Genomic DNA, 16,410 nt, shown 5'->3' with positions numbered 1-16,410 from the left:
CAACGTAGAGAATAAAAGCATGACAACTGAACAAAAAACAATAAGCAATCACGGTCGTAACCAAAGCGGTACCTTTGATGACATTTTCGGTGGTAACACAGCCAACCAGCCTATATTTACTAAACCTGAGGCCCTATACCGTTCTCGTTTAGATGACAATGGTTCCGCTTTATCATTTGTAATGAATGTTTTTGAGAAGTCCTATTTTCACTACATTGATACCCCAGAAGAAAAAGGATACATACAGTGCAATGGCGAAAACTGCACACTGTGTGAAGCTCAAATCAAGTTAGACCATCACATACTTACACCTGCCTACAATTTTATCGAAGAGCGCATGGAAATACTCGCGATCCCCCCAACACTAAAACCAACCTCATTAGCACCGCAATTAAAGCCGTTGCTTAATAAAGGAGGCCTATTGGTTAATATTGTCAAGAAAGGTTACCACTATGAAGTAACGTCTAGTGATATTCCGGCGGGCATTGTGATTGATAAAGACAAGGTTATGGAATTTAAAGAAGCGTACGACAGTCGTGAGTTCGCTCTCTCTGACATTTACCAAATCAGAACAAATGAAGAACTAGAAACTATCCCTCAAATCGCAACACGCCTCATACTTAAACGCGGTCGTGTGGCCTAATGCAAACAAGTAAGACATTAATTAGCGGGGCTAAACGCCTCGCCGATTTCAGAAAAGAGAACGATGCTGGAATCATTCTTCAGCATTGTCATAACCACCAGCATGTAGTCATCCGTTGGCAAGTGGGCGTGGGTAAGTCCTATAACATGGATCTAGTTATTGAAACCGCTATTCGCCAAGAGAAGTACGACCTTGTACTTGTCATGGCTCCTACACGAAAAATCATAGATGAACGTAAATTCATCCAAAAGCCACCCAAAGATATCGAAGTCATCAACATCCGCCCTCGTCCAGTAAACCTATGTGGCGAAGAACGAAACAAAGCATGGCAAGCCTATGAGGCCCGTAACCTAGGTCATTTAGGAAAACGTCACTGTTGTGAATTGTGCCCCAAGCGCGCTGAATGCTTTTGGCCTAGTCAATATGGTAAAGATTTACAAAACAAGCAGGTTGCTTTTGCTACTCAAGCTCACCTTGAGCATAACCCATACTTCATTACTCATGTAAAACAACAAGCGAAAGCCGAAAGAGTGCTAGTTATCTTTGATGAGGCCAATGTCAGTCTGGCGAATTACAGCCGTACACTTTCACCTACCTCCATACAACAGTTGATAGAAGCAACAAATCAATCTGATATATCCCCAAAACGTAAAGCCACTCTTGGGCACTACTTGAATTGCTTACTCAGCGCACCAAGTGAAGATTTACAAGATACTAGCGCATGGCACTTCCCGCGCATTGATACCAATGAGATGACACAGATATTAACCGTAGGTGATGCTATTTTTGGTGAGTCATTTCATAACATTATTTATGACTTGCAAGCTTTCGGCTATTCCATGGCTGAATCCCGAGAAAAGTTACCTAATGGTGACATCCATTTTCCAGCCCCTCCTTTCACCTCTGATAGTGATGTTCTGTTGTACAGTGGTACCACTCACCTATCCATTTTGAAGATGCGTTTAGGTATAGACTTTTACTCACCATACGAAACTTATGAGTTTAAAGGCGAAAGCTCTACGTGGTTGAACATTGCATCGGCCATTGGGGCTAGTTCTAATTTCATTAAAAACGCACCTCAAATCCTTGATGTCTTTACACAACTCACGACTAAACGAATTCAGGAAGGTAAGCGAGTACTACTAGTATCGAAGAAAGCTCATGTTGATTACTGCGTCAAAACAATGAACCAACTGTTAGTGGAACAAGGGATCAATAGTGTCCGCATCATACACGGTGAGCATTACACAGAAAGCCCTAACGTGACTTTAGTACCCGTTATTCACTATGGGGTTATTGGTATCAATCAATACGAAGGGTTTGATTGTTGTTACTGCCTTAATAGCTACTATGTAAAGCAAGATACGCTGAGTAATTCAGTTCAGGACTTGCGTTCTAATAGTGAACGGATCGATGTCGCCATAACCTATTCAAAAAAACCACGCCGACGCTATGGCATCGTAGCCGATGAACAATTTCGCTTTACCGATGTAGCAGAAGTGGCTAACCCTATGCTGCAAACCTTAGAAATGGGGACGGTTGTTCAAGCTGTAGGTCGTGTTCGTCCATTTACCCAAACCCGTGAAATTATTACATTCCAGAGTAATGATGCTCTTGCTACGACCTACGATAAAGAATTCTCTAATTTAGCAGAATTACGTAAGCACTTTGGACTAGTCACAAAGCGTAAGCGCAGCAGTAATACGACGGCTGATAATGTTATAGCTCTCAGCGCCAAAGACCTCAAACAAACAGAAATAGCCAAGCTTCTCGGTATCAGTGTGCGGACAGTCCGTCGTTATCAATCCAAAGACGTTGCTTGCCCCAATTAGTTAGACTGCCCCAATCATCAAGGAAACCCCAATGAATTTGCTACCAGGAACGGAACGACACCTTCAAACAAATAAACCTAAAAGAGAATCAATACCTATTTTGCCTAGAGGTACTCACTTTACCGATGGACAAACCTCGCATATTGATACGTCTAATGGACTAAACGCCCTCATAGACTTAGCACTACAACTGCCTATCAGCCACATTAGTATTGATTGTAAGTATACCTACCCTAAAGCACCTGTCACTTTGCCGAATGGTTACGATAAATACGATATTTCAACGATTAAACCTACTCAACTATGCTTAACACTGTGTACAGGCGACACGGTTTCCATGGAACTGCATACTTTCATAATCAACTTAGAGTCGAACGTTGAAATTAGCCACTTACAAGCACTGTTTGACTTACCCGTCATATTTACAGCTTACAACGCTAATAGTGTCCTGCATTGCCTCTGGCGCCTAGGGCTCAACGAGCCACATCAAATATGGGATATTTTGATTGCAGAAAAAGCACGATACCTAGGACTTCATCAATTAAATAAACATCATGAGTTTGATGATTTATCATCGAAAATTGATGCTCAAGAATCCTTTACGCAAGAGCGGAAAGACTTCTATAGCTTAATCGCCACAACAACTCGCTACGGCCAAGATAGTCCCCCATTAGAACAGACTGAAACGACATGTGTGGAAGTGGCTAAGCTATACATCCTGCAAGTTCAAGCTGTGGTTATTCAGGGTATTTATAACCATTTATTAAACGTAGAAATGCCTTGGATTATTACCAATGCGGGTATGGAAAGAAACGGTGTACTTGTTTGTCGAGAGCAATGTTCCAAAATCTTGAAAGGTACAAAAGCAAAACTGGCACAATGGCAATCAGAGCTTGCAGTTTATGGTCTCATCAATCCAAGCAGCCACGATGACAAAGTTACATTCTTTAATTCATTAGGGGTGCTACACCACTTCAAGGATGGTTGCGATTATAGCTTTCAACGAGAGGCATTAAGTACTAACTACAATTTGCACCCCGCCATCAGACTACTAGCCAAGTACACCAATATGGTATCCATTTCTAAAGACGTCATATTCCAACCAGGACTCGTCGGAGGGAGTGGTCGTATTCACCCTATACATAAGCACCTCGATACAGTAACAGGCCGACAAGCAACAATGGCCCCTAACCTCCTAGGGCTACCTGCAGTTCTTCGGCCCATCGTTGTTGCACCTGAAGGCTATGGTATCGGAGAGGTTGATCTTGCTCAGATTGAGGTGGCGATAACGGCTGCTGTGTATAACGATAAAGACTTAATAAAGAAGTACAATGCAGGAGATTTATACACAGCATTAGCTCAAGAGTTCTATTTAAATGAACTACCGATAGAGTTCCAATCCTGTACGCCTGATATATTCAAAGAACACCACAGCGATAAGCGTAACGTGATGAAAGAGTGTACTTTAGGGCTTATTTATGGAATCACAGCCTACGGCTTATCTAAGAAACTCAAAGTTCACGAGGTTAAAGCCCAGCAGTTAATGGATAAGTTTCTCAATATGTTTCCTACCCTTGGTAAGTCTATGGATTTAGCACCACAATATGGTTTTATTCGTGGCTATGTGAGTACAGCAACGGGTCTACAACGATTACGTCCCCAAGATACTGAACGTAACCGCAAAGAAAAGAATTGGATGGTCAACATGCCAGTGCAAGGCACAGCTGCAGCCTTGTTTAAAGTCGCAGGTAATCGTCTACATCAGTTATATAAGCGCCATAATGCTAAATTGATTGTCGCATTACATGATGCTTTTGTGTTTGAGGCACCAACAGATGAGCTAAAGGAAGTTGCGCACCTGACGTCTCAGGTAATGATTCAGGTCATTCAGGAGCGCTACCCTCAACTAAACATCCGAACCGACATCAATACTTTACAACCTAAATGTTGGAATAAAGATGGCAATGTGAACACCATTGAAGAGTGGTTGAAAAAGTGAGCAGCTAATTTATTTTTGCCTCAAATTTAGTTTAGTACAAATACCATCTGCCCTAAGTAGCCAGAATTTGCACAAATGCAGTTTATGTAACACCAGCAATACTTATTCAGTAGGAATGTTTTTATGCATGTGAGGCATTTCAGGACCAAAAATGTGCTGGAGAGAGCATTTATTCTAACTGATTAATTTTTTTGACAAATATGTCTATACTTGTAACTGGGATTCTAATTTCCAAAAAAGGAATTTAAATATCGTGCTTTTGAGAGTGTACAAGATGGACTATCGCTATACTGACTGTAGTTTATACTGTTGCTTCTTATAATACTATTGGGCTCATAAGTGATGATTTTGTAGATAGGCAGGCTTTGTTGCGTAAATCGATGGAACTAACTCTCCAATATACGATCTGATCAGCTACATTCACCTTCCACTGTAGCATCATGCCTAAACCTCGTTACAAAACAACTAACTGGAACAGTATAACAAAGCTTTTGAATAGTAGTTTGTAGTTGACCCGATCTAATGGACACCTTCAATTGTAATTGAAGGTGTTTATGCCAGCTTATAAATCAGGAAAAAAAACTCAACAATATCTTACGCAATTTAAGGTAACTGCTGTCCGACTTTCGCTTCGAGAAGGAGCTACAGTTAATAACGTGGCGCTATCATTAGATATCCACCCTTATATGCTCTCTAAATGGCGAAAGGACTATAGATAAGGGGTTATTATGGAAGATAAACGTAAGAAAAGGACTCAGATCCCGAGCTAGAAAACTGAGTCTAGTCGGATTGCAGAGCTTGAACGTCAGAACGAGCAACTTAAGCTCGAGAATGACTTGCTAAAAAAGTGGCAACGATTCGTTGCCCAAGAAAATCGACAAAATTCCGATTCATAGCCCATTACAAAACACGTTATTCCATTGTCTTGATGCGTCGTTTTCTATCTGTTTCTAAGTCGGGTTACTACGCATGGCTTGATAGAGAGCCAAGCCGCTACGATCAAGAAGAGCAGGCTTTGAAGAAGCGCATAATTAAAATGTTTACCCAGAGTCGAGAGACTTACGGTAGTCCACGAGTTCATGCAGAGCTGAGTCGCCAAGGAGTTTTGGTTAGCCGCAAGCGTGTAGCTCGGAGCATGAGAGAGCAAGGGCTAAGAGCGCGAAGTTATCGCATTTACATGAAAATGGCCAAGCTACATCGGTTCTATCAATCGATTAAGAATATTAAAAAAGACACACCAAAACCAACGGCAGTTAATCAACAATGGTCTGGAGATCTAACGTATATAAAGCAAGGTAAACGTTGGATGTATCTAGCGTTCGTTATCGCTCTTTACTCGCGTAAAATCGTCGGTTGGTCGCTTGGTAGCAAGAAGAGTACACAACTAACGATGAGTTCGTTGAGAATGGCAATTAGAAATCGAAAGCCACAAGAGCGCTTATTGTTTCATACCGACAGAGGCTCTGAATATCGAGCCCATGAAGTTCACCTAAATCCAGAAAGAGAAGCTGCTTAATAAGCAAGCAAATGATGACGACTACCTTGAAAAACACCGGTGGAGTTGTTCTTTCATACGCTCAAAGGCGACATAATTAGGAAAAATAGTTTTAAAAGTGAGAAGCAGCTTAGAGATAAACTTGCCGGTTATATCCAGCATTTTTATAACCGTTATAGACTGCACTCAAGTCTTGGATATCGAACCCCGCATGAATATGAAGTAGCGACGGGTTAAAGATAATAGGGTGTCCATTTTATCGGGTGAAGATCAGTTAGAGAGGGCCATGAACACTTCGACTGAACCAGTCGTTAGGCGGGAAATGACACCTGAGAAACTACAACGCTCAGGTTGATGAAACTTACTCAATGCCCGAAACTCATTATATCGTTATAGAACCAAGCTAAATGGGGTCGGTATACTTTCTCTCTGAATCAAGCAACAAAGCCTATAACGCATCAAGTTCATGTATAGACTCTTCAACCTCTCTTTAACGTAACTTCTATTATTCAACGCTATTCTCTATCTCTAATTTCCAATCTTTAACCTCTACATTACGCTCGTCAAGCATCAATAACGCGGTCACATAGATAGCTAAGGCTAGTTTGTCAGGTAACTCTGCCGGTTCATTTGAAATCACGAGAGGCGGTGATTCAATTAAAGAATAACTAGGTTCAGGTGTTTTCCTACATACGATACTATCGCATGTATAGGGATAGAGATAATTCGCCTCGGCTCTGACAAAACCACACACTAGGGCATATAGAAGTGCAACAACACAAACTCGGAACAACATATAAATCATCCTAACTAAAATAACAAAGAAAGTGACTGCGGACTATTTAAGTTAATCATTTCGGCAAAGTAATAAAATTCCTCAAATGGTAAAGGTCGTGCACATAGATAACCCTGTACTTCAACAGAATCACAGGTTTCATCAATAAAGTTAAACTGCTCTTTTGTCTCTACTCCTTCAACCACAAGATTGACACCAATAGCACTTGCAATAGCGCAGACTCCCTCTAATATGGAACGGCTAACCTTGCAACTTTCAATATCTTTAACAAACGAACGGTCTACTTTTAATGTATCTATTGGAAGCATCTTTAGCGTACTTAGAGAAGAAGAACCCACACCGAAATCATCAAGAGCAATTGATATACCTTCTTTCCTCAACCTCTCAAGGGAAGAAGCAAGCTTCGTATAGTTTTCAATAACTTGTGTCTCAGTAATCTCAATTTCAACTAACGAGGTAGAGAGACCAAACTCATTCAGTAAAACGATCAACTGTTCAACATGAGCAATATTTATAAGTTGTTTGTAGTGGTAATTAATAGAAACACCGATATCATTTAAAACATGTGAACGTGTCCAAAACAAACAATAATTAATTGCTTTATTAACTATTTGACTTGTCATTTCATCTAGAAGGCCAAATGACTGAACTTTATTTAAAAACTGATTTGGAGCGATAACACCCGAATGACAAACCCACCTAGCTAATACTTCACATCTGACCACCTTCCCAGTATCGAGAGACATAATTGGTTGAAAATAGGGTTCGAACTCATTGTTCTGTAAAGCTATTTCTATATTTTCTTTGGAGACTATCATTCAACCTCGCTCTAATTTCATTAAACTGACGTAATTTATAGAAAGTTCATAAAACATTCAAGATGAAATTAAACCTATATAAAACAAATTATCAATATAAAAAATAAATTAAAAATATCAAAAGAATACCACTATTTATATAAAAATATTAACAATAATATTATTTGATTATTTATAATGTAACTATTATTTCCCCACCCATAAAAACAAGAAGAAAAACAATGAAAAAAGCAAACATACTTTTAGGTTTTATTTTAACAGCGCCTATTTAGCGAATGCTGAAACGAATTATTTCAATAGTTTTAGTTTGGATTTCAAGCAGAGCAAAATAATGGTCTTGAGCAATATTTGGGTTCATCATACGCTAAAAAAGGTGAGCAAGACCTTGTCGGTGGATATGCGACGTTAACGACAACATTCAACAGACACGTCTTTTTTGAAACTGAATTTACAGGAATGAGTACGGGCAAAACCCAATATCGAGATCATTATGCGGGGCTCGGTATTAACGGTTACGCTAATGGTACTTTCCCATTTCTATCATTGGGTATAAATCGAATTGATGTAGAACGTGGGAGTGGCAAATTTAATGAGTACAGTCCCTCTGCTCACCTTGGCGTAAAGTTTGTCCCTATCAGCTTCTTACCATTGACTCCTAGCTATCGTTACTCTCATGTTGATAAAGAGCCGATGAATAAATTCTCTTTGACAGGTGAAATAAACTTTACAGATCACTTTGCTCTTGAGCTCAGTGCCAGCTATAAAACTTATCGAGAATCTGAACAATGATCTGGCATTTCTGGTCTAAAGTTCTATTTCTAAATAAACCAAGCAAATGACTATATCAAGGCAACTGTATTTATATTAGTAGCCCTGATATCATCAACGAAAGATAACACTACTTCATCGGTTCTAGTGTAGCTTAATCCATTTGCTCAAAAAAGCGAGTAACGCCACTTAGACTGAACACTTCATTAACCGAGTTTGCCATACCTAAAATAATTCATTAATTACTAATCTAGCGAAATCGCTGACACATTTCTGTCCAAAAACAATTCAGCACAAATAAAAGCGGACTCGAAACCTTTAAATATATTATGTTAGGCTCGGTGTCCGCTTTTGGTGCCATAGAGATAAGATCTCGATGCACCCCCTGTGGTTTTTATCTCTCGCCAACCTTGTGGAACCAACGTTTGATATAAGTCTTGAATTGCTTACGACCAAAGGAATCGTAACCACCTTTCTTGGCTAGATCATTGCGTAAGCAAGACCGAACATAGTTACGTAGGTAAGCGCTGCCTTTCATCGGTCCATATCTTTTTTCGTATTGATAAATACTGTCTTCAAGCACAACCAAATATGCACTCATATTGCCGTTCTTAAGTTCACTTGTGTTGTGTTCGATAATATTACTGAAGTTTTCCATGACCTTATCCTTAATGGTTAATTAAAAGTAATTCCTGTACAGCGAAGCGCTATCTAACAGGGTTATTACTTTGTTAAGAGTCACGGACAAAACTTGAAATACCGTAAGAGGCTTTTAGTTACCCCCGCAGTCTGTACCACTTGACCATATGGTTTGTTCTTGTCGATATAAAAAAAACAGAAACATGCGTCCCTGCTTTATTGATTAACTAGTCCTCCAGTACCTCATCAATCAAAATGCCCGCTGAAAATCCACAGATTGTTCCAATTAACATCCCATACGGCCCACCAAATCGAAGGCCTATAGCACCACCAAGCTGAGCAGCTTTAAATCCTAATTCCTTCCTACTTTTAGATAGAGTCTCTGATCCTTTTTGTGGTTCAGAATAGTTGTCTTTACCCACGTACTTACTCCTTTTATATAGATATGAAAAAGGGCCATGCTCAATGAAGAACATGACCCTTTAGAGTTTTTGTGAATGCAGCTTTAGTGAGAGTGACCGCACACCTGACAGCTACCATCATCATATGCACGCTCACCACATGCAGGACAGGTTGTAACGAGTGTTGTAATTGATTTAATCGCCATGTTAAGGCTCCTTGTTGTTGGTTGATTGAGTGTTGCGGAGCTCATTGATACCTCAGCCTAGAGAGTTCCAATTTCGAAACTGAGATATCGTGAGCCAAGCTCCGCAACAAAACTTATTGTGCTTTACCTTTCGGGGTATCAGAGCCACATTGAGTCGCATCAGTAACATGACCATTCATGGTTCCACAGACATCCGCTTTCCATTGCACGATGACACCGTAAGACGCTGTATTCTGAATACCTGCTTTACCATTCCATTGCAGCTCTAGCAGTTCTTTCATTTTCGAGATATCGCCCGGATTACCACCGAACGTACCACCTGCGAATACTGAAGATGCGAATAGCGATGTTAGACCTAGCAGGATGATTGATGTTTTCATGTTTGTTTTCCTTAAATACGTAATGTCGCCACCGTTAAAGACGGCGTTAACGTGAATGATTAGTTTAAAGAGGGTGAACGACAGGGTGTGTCGCTCAGATGTAGAAATATTGAAATGATTGATGAATACCTTGTAAGGCATACCTTGAGGTAACCGATGAAAGCTATAGCAATATCAGTAACCTTATGAAAATTAGCTAGAAATAATCAGGTTCTTTCCGACCACGACACCACCTGACGAGCGACCTATCTACAATGCGTAGAATGAAAGAGCATGACAAACTAGCGAAACGACTTGGCATCATCCTGACCCGTTTAAATACGGGTGAGAAGTTGCATCTGGATGATTTAAGCCGTGAATTTGGGGTGACAAGAAGGACGTTAAATCGTGACTTCAATGAACGGTTAAATTACCTACCTATACAACGTGACGGTGCTTGTTACTCGTTAGACCCTAAGTTCTTAGGCAGACAGACAAATAATGAGCTATCTCTCCTGCTGTTAAATATGGGATTCGATACTTTGTTTTCGGGTAAGCACTATCTAAGTAATGGCGTATTGAACAACAAAACCACACCGCCCTTTCTCTTCAAGAACCCAAAAGTCGAGGACATCAGTGAATGTGCTTCAGTGTTCGAGAAACTTATCGAATCGATACAGCGACGAAACGTGATCAGCTTTAGCCATGAAGGGAAAACCTACGATGAGTTCCACAGCTACAAACTGTTGAATGAACGTGGATTGTGGTTCATTGTCGGGACACAGAGAAACCGCCTAGAGTCTCTCAGAGTGGCTAAGATTCGTGAGCTAGTGCGTTACGAGGACAAATATTCTCCTGACCCTAGCGTTGAGCAGAAGCTAACTGGTTGTGAATATGAAGAACCTTTACTCAATCCCATTGAAGTGGTTATACAGATGAGCGCTAAAGGCGTAGAAGCCTTCTTAAATGAAGGTAACGCTGATGACTTCCAAGTATTGAAAGACCTGGATTCAGGGGATGTGTTCATTAGTCACCAAACCAAGAACATTCCAGAATTATTACGCCAACTTAAAACGTGGCTACCTCATGCAGAGGTGCTCTCGCCTGATTGGATACGTTACTTGTTTAAGCAAGAACTCCAAACGTATCTGGACTCAACCAAGTAGAAGACGCAGAGTAGATTGAAGCGTGTTGTTAGGCTTATTGATGGTTCGTTAAGGTGAAATGCGACCACCAAAACATAATGTCGTTTCGGTTCTCTGTTGCAGTCACTCCATGTCATAAAGAAACCACTATGCACCGGTTTTTAAACTCACTATGTCGGCTATTAGTAACATCGACATTACACACCAAAGGCACGGAAAGGTTTTTACTGGGTATGAGTTAGTTGAAAAACGCTAGTTTTTTCACTCCAATCTATAAACATGGAATTAAGGCGCTTGTCGCTGTAATTAGAAACAGATGACTATGGGAAATCTCAGGGTAAATTGCATTTCTAATCAGCTACATATACGCACCATAGCTAAACCTGAACATTCGCTCCCATTGCTTCCACATAGCAATGGGAGCCTTTAATAACAAAACACCAGTGAGAACCAAGCAAACTCGTTAAAATCAATTCTCCCTTCTTTGGTGTTTCCACCGTCCATTACAGTCCAGCAACTTCGTCCTCTCTAAATCCCGACGGCAACGTTTAAGTAATCCGTTGTAGAAACTTGATCCAATGAAAAAGGCTTCCCATCACACCATGAGTTACATGGAACAATAGGAAGCCTTAGTGTCACTAGGAAGTGAGAGGCGGATTTTATGGTGCATACATGGTGCTTTCAACTTGATTCGTTAGTGATGGACTAATCCACCGTGACTTTTATCTCATCAAAGCAGTCCATTCCAATGTAGCTTAGAAAGTTGGTTTCCCACATCGAATAGAACTCAGCGACACTGGATTCAGTAATGGGAACTTCACCCATGTATCGGATGTAAGCCACACCATGACCAAAATCAAAGTCGATTTCTTTCTCTAGTTCAGGCATCAATCCACAGTAACTAAAGTCAGTGATGTAATCGAAAACCCATTGATCATTAAGCCTACTGATACGGATTTCCACAGGATGGTAGCCACCATTCTCAGGACAGTATGATTTTCCTCGAAAGTTAATCACGACTGATTGGATCATGGGTGTCCATTTACCTGAATCGGTGATCACTCGGTTTAAAGTATCTTGAAGATCGACACTGACAGGTAAAGTCAGCTTATTCTTTGAAAAGCATAGTTTCATAATAAATTCTCTTTTAGTTTGTTAGGGATGCACTCTTGTGTAGTGCGAGGTATGAAAACTAGGAAATGGCTTGGTTCGAGGTGAGTATTCTGATCTCGTCATTAACTCTTCCAGTGATAACTCAAGAAATTTGAAATCCGTCGAGTAGTGATATCAGTGGTGACCGTATTACTCATCGTCCGTTGACGGTAATCACCTGATGAAGTAAACAGATTACAACTCATCGGCTTAGCAAATTCCTTCTGTCGTCTTACTGTCTGGTAGGGTTATTTTTTCTTAGATGTGGTTTGAGATTTGGCGAGTGCCAGTAATGCGCTTTTCTTCTCCTCGAAGTCTGTCGAAAGCACATGTAAGTAGCGAGATGAATCCGTTTTTGATGCTAAACCTAAGTCCCGAATTATTACAGAACAGAACGAATGGTTGTTTGCTGAACCACCGTTAAATAGTTGCTTGTACAGCTGACTTTTCCATGGTTTATCTTTCTGCGCTTCTATCAGTTCAAGCATGGTATTTACGGATAGCCACTCTTTTGAATGAAGCCCTGCGCCACCTTCCTGCCCTGCAATCCTGAAGTAGAGTTGCTTTTCTTCATTATGCAACGCCACTTCGTACAAGACCTTGCCAGTCCCTGCTAGTTTCGGCGCTGCACCTGTTAATACGATTTGTTCGAAATGATTAATCTCTTGGTGCTGCTCATCTTGAGTGCTTGCATTAGGGAAGTCTGGGTCTACTTTGCGTCGGTTCATAGATATTCTCCTGTCGGTAATAATGTGAAATATTGCTGCGTGAGTGACGACTAGCTATCAACGTGAGCGAGTAGCGTCTGGATTGGATGAAGTTGAGAGGTAGAATGTCCGGCTAGGTAACAGCCTGAGCCTTGGTCGTTAAGTACACCTAACGCTATGACCATAGAGCCGATAAGTAGCACGTACTCAGGGTGAACAGTGACGAAATCAATCAGGTACTTGGCTTGTTCATCCATATCATGAAGGTCTTGATTGGTATCACTCTCATCGAACAAAATCAGAGTGATGCCTATTTCGTCCCAACTTTTCTCTAGCTCGTTTAAATCCCCATCCGTAACTTCAGTTAAATGTGTCATGAGATTAGCCTTATCAGAGCTAGGCAAATTCAAGCCCATCAATTCCGTAAAAGTTTTTATTACTTGCATGTGTTTTTCCTTGTTCCAGATACGAAAAAGCCCCTACTAGCGAGAGCCAGTAGGGGCGTATGTATAATCTTTATATATGTTTGATTTTAAAGTTAAAACTATTTAACTGATGCGGTGTGCCAGCCTTGGAGCCTGTTCTTTCAATACCGAAGACAAAGTGTCCGAGCTGTTGAGCAGCTTTTCCTTAGAATGCTTAACATACCTCTGAGTGCTGCTTAAATCCTTGTGGTTCATTAAACGCTGTACAGTCAGCACATCGACATTATTCTCGATTAAATTTGTCGCAAAGCTATGACGGGCAACATGAAAACAAACCTCTTTCGGATTCTTAATCCCTGCCCTCTCTTTGATTCGAGTAAAAGCATTTCTAGGTTGTGAGATATGACTTCTCTCCTTTCGACCAAAGAACACGTATGGATTGCCTTTTTGTCTCATGTTTAATAGCTCCCGGAACAGTTCGACCATAAATGGCGTCAGTGGCACTGTCATACTAGATCCGTTCTTGGTATCAGCCACGAACATCGTCTTATCAATCAGGCTAATATTTCGCCACTTAATCGTACGTAATTCAGAATCTCGACATCCCGTAAGGAAAAGCAGAGAAATGAAATTTCCAGTCACGCGGCAATAGTAATCTCGTGATGCACGTATCACTGCTGCTGTTTCTTCCATGGTTAAGTAGCGAGTTCTCATATTATCTGGATTGATAAGCGACACCTTATCGCCTATGTAGGGAATGTCTAAAAGGCGGTATGCTTCCTTTAGGATCGTTTTCATCAAGGCAATAGTACGATCGACCGTGGCTGCTGCGTACTTCTTACCGGGGCGATACTCCGTTGCTAATAGCTTTGCTTGAACTTGATGAAGATGAACGCCAGTAATTTTATTGATAGGCTTCATATGTAGATGCTTCCAGTGCTCAAACCTTGCAATATCATCACGCCACGTTTTCTTACCTTTACTTTTCTTAGAAACAATAAAGGTATCGTGAAAGAAGTCGTACAAGGTCGGCACTTGAGTTTCGACTTGCTTATCCCGTTCAAGCTTAGGGTCGATACCATCAGCGATTTGTACCTTTAACTTACGCGCTTTATTGCGAGCAGTAGGCAAATCCATATCGGGCCATGGGCCAATGGAAATGCTGGATTTTTTCTTGGAAACTGGCGACACAAATCTTAATAAGAAGCGCTTTTTTCCAGATTTGCCGATAAGCAATTTCAAGCCCTGCACTTCGGTATCAGAGACTTCATTGTTGGTGGATTTAGATCGTCTATCGTGAGGTGGGATGTTGTTAAGTTTGGTTGGGGTAAATTTGAATAGTTTACTCATGTGAATACCTCGGTGATTAAGTAAGGTATTGATATATATTTTCAAGTGATGCGAGATCGGGAGTGGTTGGTTATAGGCTTTGAGGTCTGTTTTGATAGCAACTTTGCAGATTTTACATAATAGCAATAATGACCATCGTGAAGTACTAAAGGATATTTATTTTTACATTGTATCTGATCCGACGTGCCATTTTGTCATTGACGTTAACCCAATACTGGGGTTTTATAGCGCGGATAAATTCATTCAAATTTTTAATTAACATACGACATAAGAAAAAGGCACATATGCAACAGAAGGCAACTAAAAAAAACACAGTAAGAGCCCCGAGGGTGATGTTCAGAGTCGGTGAGCAAGCTCCTAACTATTCTCTAACTGCTTCTGATTTGTCAGAATTAATATTGAAGGTGTTGATGTGAAGAAAATCTATCTTGCTGGACCAGAGGTTTTTTTAGACAATGCGATCGAAATAGGTAATAACAAGAAAAAATTGTGCCAGCTGTATGGTTTTGAAGGTCTTTTTCCTCTTGATAATGTAATAGAGTTTACATCTAACATCCCACAGGATAATGGGCTTGAGATAGCTAGTGCAAATGAGAAGCTAATTGCTGAAGCTGACTTTATTCTCGCTAACATTACGCCATTTCGCGGGACTAGTTGTGATGTGGGCACAGCTTATGAGATGGGATTGGCGCGTGGCCTTAAGAAGCCTGTTTTTGCGTATACCAATGATACTCGTTTGTTTTTGGAGCGAAATCTATCAGAATTAACTGGTACACACCTAGTCTCACACAACCACTATGTGGACAGCTTGGGTATGACATTAGAGAACTTTGGCTTGATAGACAATTTAATGCTAGATGGAGCAGTGAATGAAAATATCGTTATGCATCGACTTGTTGAAGAAAAGCAGCCATATCGAGAGCTATTAGGTTTTGAGCAATGTCTTAAGCAAATTCGTCTGTATGAAAGTGAATATATAAATACAGAGTTAATGATAGCCGGATAATAATTTAAAGACCTCCGATAGACGGAACTACGTCTAAAGATAGCAATAGCTCTAATAATAAAATTCTACTTCTCTTTTCTTTAGAGTTGGAAGTGTGAGACTACAACAACCCTTTTTAGGGTTGTTTCTTTTTGAGGAGCTTTTCTCTTATTCAACCATTGATATTATCCAGATATGTCTATAAGCAATTTTAATCCCTGTACTTTGGTATCCGAAATTTAATTGTGGTAGACTTAGAATGCCTATCTTGAGTTTTATTTAAATAGGTTACTCACGTGAATACTAGCTAGAAATTAATTGTTAACCATATATAGCATAGTTTTATCTCTGGACTAATTTCATACATACCCGATCTTTTACTCTTCCCAAACTTCTACTATATCCAATATGGCATCTATATGATGGCTTTTGTCATCTTTATTCTCTAAAATAACGAATATAGATGATGATATCTTATCCATTGTGGAATTCTCCTCCAAAGAGAATACGAAACTCTCCTCTTTATCATACTGAAATCTAGTATTTTCTATCGAATTATTACAAACAATACTAGAACAGCTCCTATCTAAGATTGCATAATTTTCGTTATCAGCATTAGCTGTATTTAACCATAAAACAAAAGCACAGCTAATAATAAAAATTAATATTTTAATGAACATGAAGAGATCT

15 protein-coding genes and 2 pseudogenes are annotated in these 16,410 nt (G+C 40.2%); 8 read left to right on the top strand and 9 right to left on the bottom strand.

Annotation, left to right across the window (positions count from 1 at the left end):
* Window positions 1-19: 19 nt before the first annotated feature.
* From BCU75_RS06890 to BCU75_RS24795, 5 genes and pseudogenes are all read left to right on the top strand, one after another.
* Window positions 20-643, top strand: coding sequence for a hypothetical protein (locus BCU75_RS06890; RefSeq protein WP_102473321.1), 624 nt, complete (start codon window positions 20-22; stop codon window positions 641-643).
* The gene (locus BCU75_RS06885) at window positions 643-2,475 is read left to right on the top strand and encodes a helix-turn-helix domain-containing protein (RefSeq protein WP_102473320.1); all 1,833 of its coding nucleotides are present in this window, start codon (window positions 643-645) and stop codon (window positions 2,473-2,475) included. Before BCU75_RS06890 ends, BCU75_RS06885 begins: the two co-directional genes overlap by 1 nt.
* Window positions 2,476-2,506: 31 nt before the next feature.
* A complete protein-coding gene (locus BCU75_RS06880; protein WP_102473319.1) occupies window positions 2,507-4,474 on the top strand; it encodes a DNA polymerase in 1,968 nt (655 codons plus the stop codon).
* A gap of 554 nt (window positions 4,475-5,028) precedes the next feature.
* Window positions 5,029-5,964, top strand: a pseudogene (locus BCU75_RS06875) (IS3 family transposase); the annotation flags it as partial.
* A 65-nt stretch (window positions 5,965-6,029) separates the two neighbouring features.
* Window positions 6,030-6,206, top strand: a pseudogene (locus tag BCU75_RS24795) (IS3 family transposase); the annotation flags it as partial.
* Window positions 6,207-6,779: 573 nt separating this feature from the next.
* Here the strand turns inward: BCU75_RS24795 and BCU75_RS06865 are convergent.
* Window positions 6,780-7,583 (bottom strand): EAL domain-containing protein, encoded by an 804-nt coding sequence (locus BCU75_RS06865; protein WP_102465659.1) that lies wholly within the window; start codon window positions 7,581-7,583, stop codon window positions 6,780-6,782.
* Window positions 7,584-7,931: 348 nt separating this feature from the next.
* Between BCU75_RS06865 and BCU75_RS06860 the strand changes: the two genes are divergently transcribed.
* On the top strand, window positions 7,932-8,372 hold the full coding sequence (locus BCU75_RS06860) for a hypothetical protein (RefSeq protein WP_241905353.1): 441 nt from the start codon (window positions 7,932-7,934) through the stop codon (window positions 8,370-8,372).
* A gap of 373 nt (window positions 8,373-8,745) precedes the next feature.
* On the opposite strand, the gene BCU75_RS06855 is transcribed toward BCU75_RS06860, so the two are convergent.
* From BCU75_RS06855 to BCU75_RS06845, 3 genes are all read right to left on the bottom strand, one after another.
* Entirely contained in the window at window positions 8,746-9,009 is a 264-nt protein-coding gene (locus tag BCU75_RS06855) for a hypothetical protein (RefSeq protein WP_102464649.1), read from the bottom strand.
* 208 nt (window positions 9,010-9,217) lie between these two features.
* Window positions 9,218-9,412, bottom strand: a complete 195-nt coding sequence (locus BCU75_RS06850) for a hypothetical protein (RefSeq protein WP_102464650.1) — start codon at window positions 9,410-9,412, stop codon at window positions 9,218-9,220.
* A 298-nt stretch (window positions 9,413-9,710) separates the two neighbouring features.
* Window positions 9,711-9,977 carry a hypothetical protein gene (locus tag BCU75_RS06845; protein WP_102464651.1) on the bottom strand — a complete coding sequence of 89 codons (267 nt, stop codon included), beginning with the start codon at window positions 9,975-9,977 and terminating at the stop codon, window positions 9,711-9,713.
* 263 nt (window positions 9,978-10,240) lie between these two features.
* On the opposite strand from BCU75_RS06845, the gene BCU75_RS06840 reads away from it, so the two are divergent.
* On the top strand, window positions 10,241-11,122 hold the full coding sequence (locus tag BCU75_RS06840) for a helix-turn-helix transcriptional regulator (protein ID WP_102464652.1): 882 nt from the start codon (window positions 10,241-10,243) through the stop codon (window positions 11,120-11,122).
* A 684-nt stretch (window positions 11,123-11,806) separates the two neighbouring features.
* Here BCU75_RS06840 and BCU75_RS06835 read toward each other — a convergent pair.
* The 4 genes from BCU75_RS06835 to BCU75_RS06820 form a co-directional block, all read right to left on the bottom strand.
* Complete coding sequence (locus BCU75_RS06835; protein ID WP_102464653.1) at window positions 11,807-12,235, bottom strand: DUF2787 family protein; 429 nt, start codon at window positions 12,233-12,235, stop codon at window positions 11,807-11,809.
* 266 nt (window positions 12,236-12,501) lie between these two features.
* Window positions 12,502-12,981 (bottom strand): hypothetical protein, encoded by a 480-nt coding sequence (locus BCU75_RS06830; RefSeq protein ID WP_102464654.1) that lies wholly within the window; start codon window positions 12,979-12,981, stop codon window positions 12,502-12,504.
* A 50-nt stretch (window positions 12,982-13,031) separates the two neighbouring features.
* A complete protein-coding gene (locus tag BCU75_RS06825; RefSeq protein ID WP_102464655.1) occupies window positions 13,032-13,406 on the bottom strand; it encodes a hypothetical protein in 375 nt (124 codons plus the stop codon).
* A 102-nt stretch (window positions 13,407-13,508) separates the two neighbouring features.
* Complete coding sequence (locus BCU75_RS06820) at window positions 13,509-14,735, bottom strand: site-specific integrase (protein ID WP_102464656.1); 1,227 nt, start codon at window positions 14,733-14,735, stop codon at window positions 13,509-13,511.
* Window positions 14,736-15,147: 412 nt separating this feature from the next.
* Between BCU75_RS06820 and BCU75_RS06815 the strand changes: the two genes are divergently transcribed.
* Window positions 15,148-15,741 (top strand): nucleoside 2-deoxyribosyltransferase, encoded by a 594-nt coding sequence (locus BCU75_RS06815; RefSeq protein ID WP_102464657.1) that lies wholly within the window; start codon window positions 15,148-15,150, stop codon window positions 15,739-15,741.
* Between the two features lie 356 nt (window positions 15,742-16,097).
* Here the strand turns inward: BCU75_RS06815 and BCU75_RS06810 are convergent, their stop codons facing one another.
* Entirely contained in the window at window positions 16,098-16,400 is a 303-nt protein-coding gene (locus BCU75_RS06810) for a hypothetical protein (protein ID WP_102464658.1), read from the bottom strand.
* Window positions 16,401-16,410: the final 10 nt, after the last annotated feature.

The sequence above is a fragment of the Vibrio splendidus genome (assembly GCF_002873455.1).
Taxonomy (GTDB): domain Bacteria; phylum Pseudomonadota; class Gammaproteobacteria; order Enterobacterales; family Vibrionaceae; genus Vibrio; species Vibrio splendidus_J.
This window is presented reverse-complemented; position numbering and strand designations above follow the sequence as displayed.

Coding starts and splice junctions, on each gene's coding strand:
- BCU75_RS06880 (WP_102473319.1), top strand. CDS start 2,507: ATGAATTTGCTACCAGGAACGGAACGACACCTTCAAACAAATAAACCT.
- BCU75_RS06890 (WP_102473321.1), top strand. CDS start 20: ATGACAACTGAACAAAAAACAATAAGCAATCACGGTCGTAACCAAAGC.
- BCU75_RS06825 (WP_102464655.1), bottom strand. CDS start 13,406: ATGCAAGTAATAAAAACTTTTACGGAATTGATGGGCTTGAATTTGCCT.
- BCU75_RS06820 (WP_102464656.1), bottom strand. CDS start 14,735: ATGAGTAAACTATTCAAATTTACCCCAACCAAACTTAACAACATCCCA.
- BCU75_RS06885 (WP_102473320.1), top strand. CDS start 643: ATGCAAACAAGTAAGACATTAATTAGCGGGGCTAAACGCCTCGCCGAT.
- BCU75_RS06840 (WP_102464652.1), top strand. CDS start 10,241: ATGAAAGAGCATGACAAACTAGCGAAACGACTTGGCATCATCCTGACC.
- BCU75_RS06835 (WP_102464653.1), bottom strand. CDS start 12,235: ATGAAACTATGCTTTTCAAAGAATAAGCTGACTTTACCTGTCAGTGTC.
- BCU75_RS06845 (WP_102464651.1), bottom strand. CDS start 9,977: ATGAAAACATCAATCATCCTGCTAGGTCTAACATCGCTATTCGCATCT.
- BCU75_RS06855 (WP_102464649.1), bottom strand. CDS start 9,009: ATGGAAAACTTCAGTAATATTATCGAACACAACACAAGTGAACTTAAG.
- BCU75_RS06865 (WP_102465659.1), bottom strand. CDS start 7,583: ATGATAGTCTCCAAAGAAAATATAGAAATAGCTTTACAGAACAATGAG.
- BCU75_RS06830 (WP_102464654.1), bottom strand. CDS start 12,981: ATGAACCGACGCAAAGTAGACCCAGACTTCCCTAATGCAAGCACTCAA.
- BCU75_RS06810 (WP_102464658.1), bottom strand. CDS start 16,400: ATGTTCATTAAAATATTAATTTTTATTATTAGCTGTGCTTTTGTTTTA.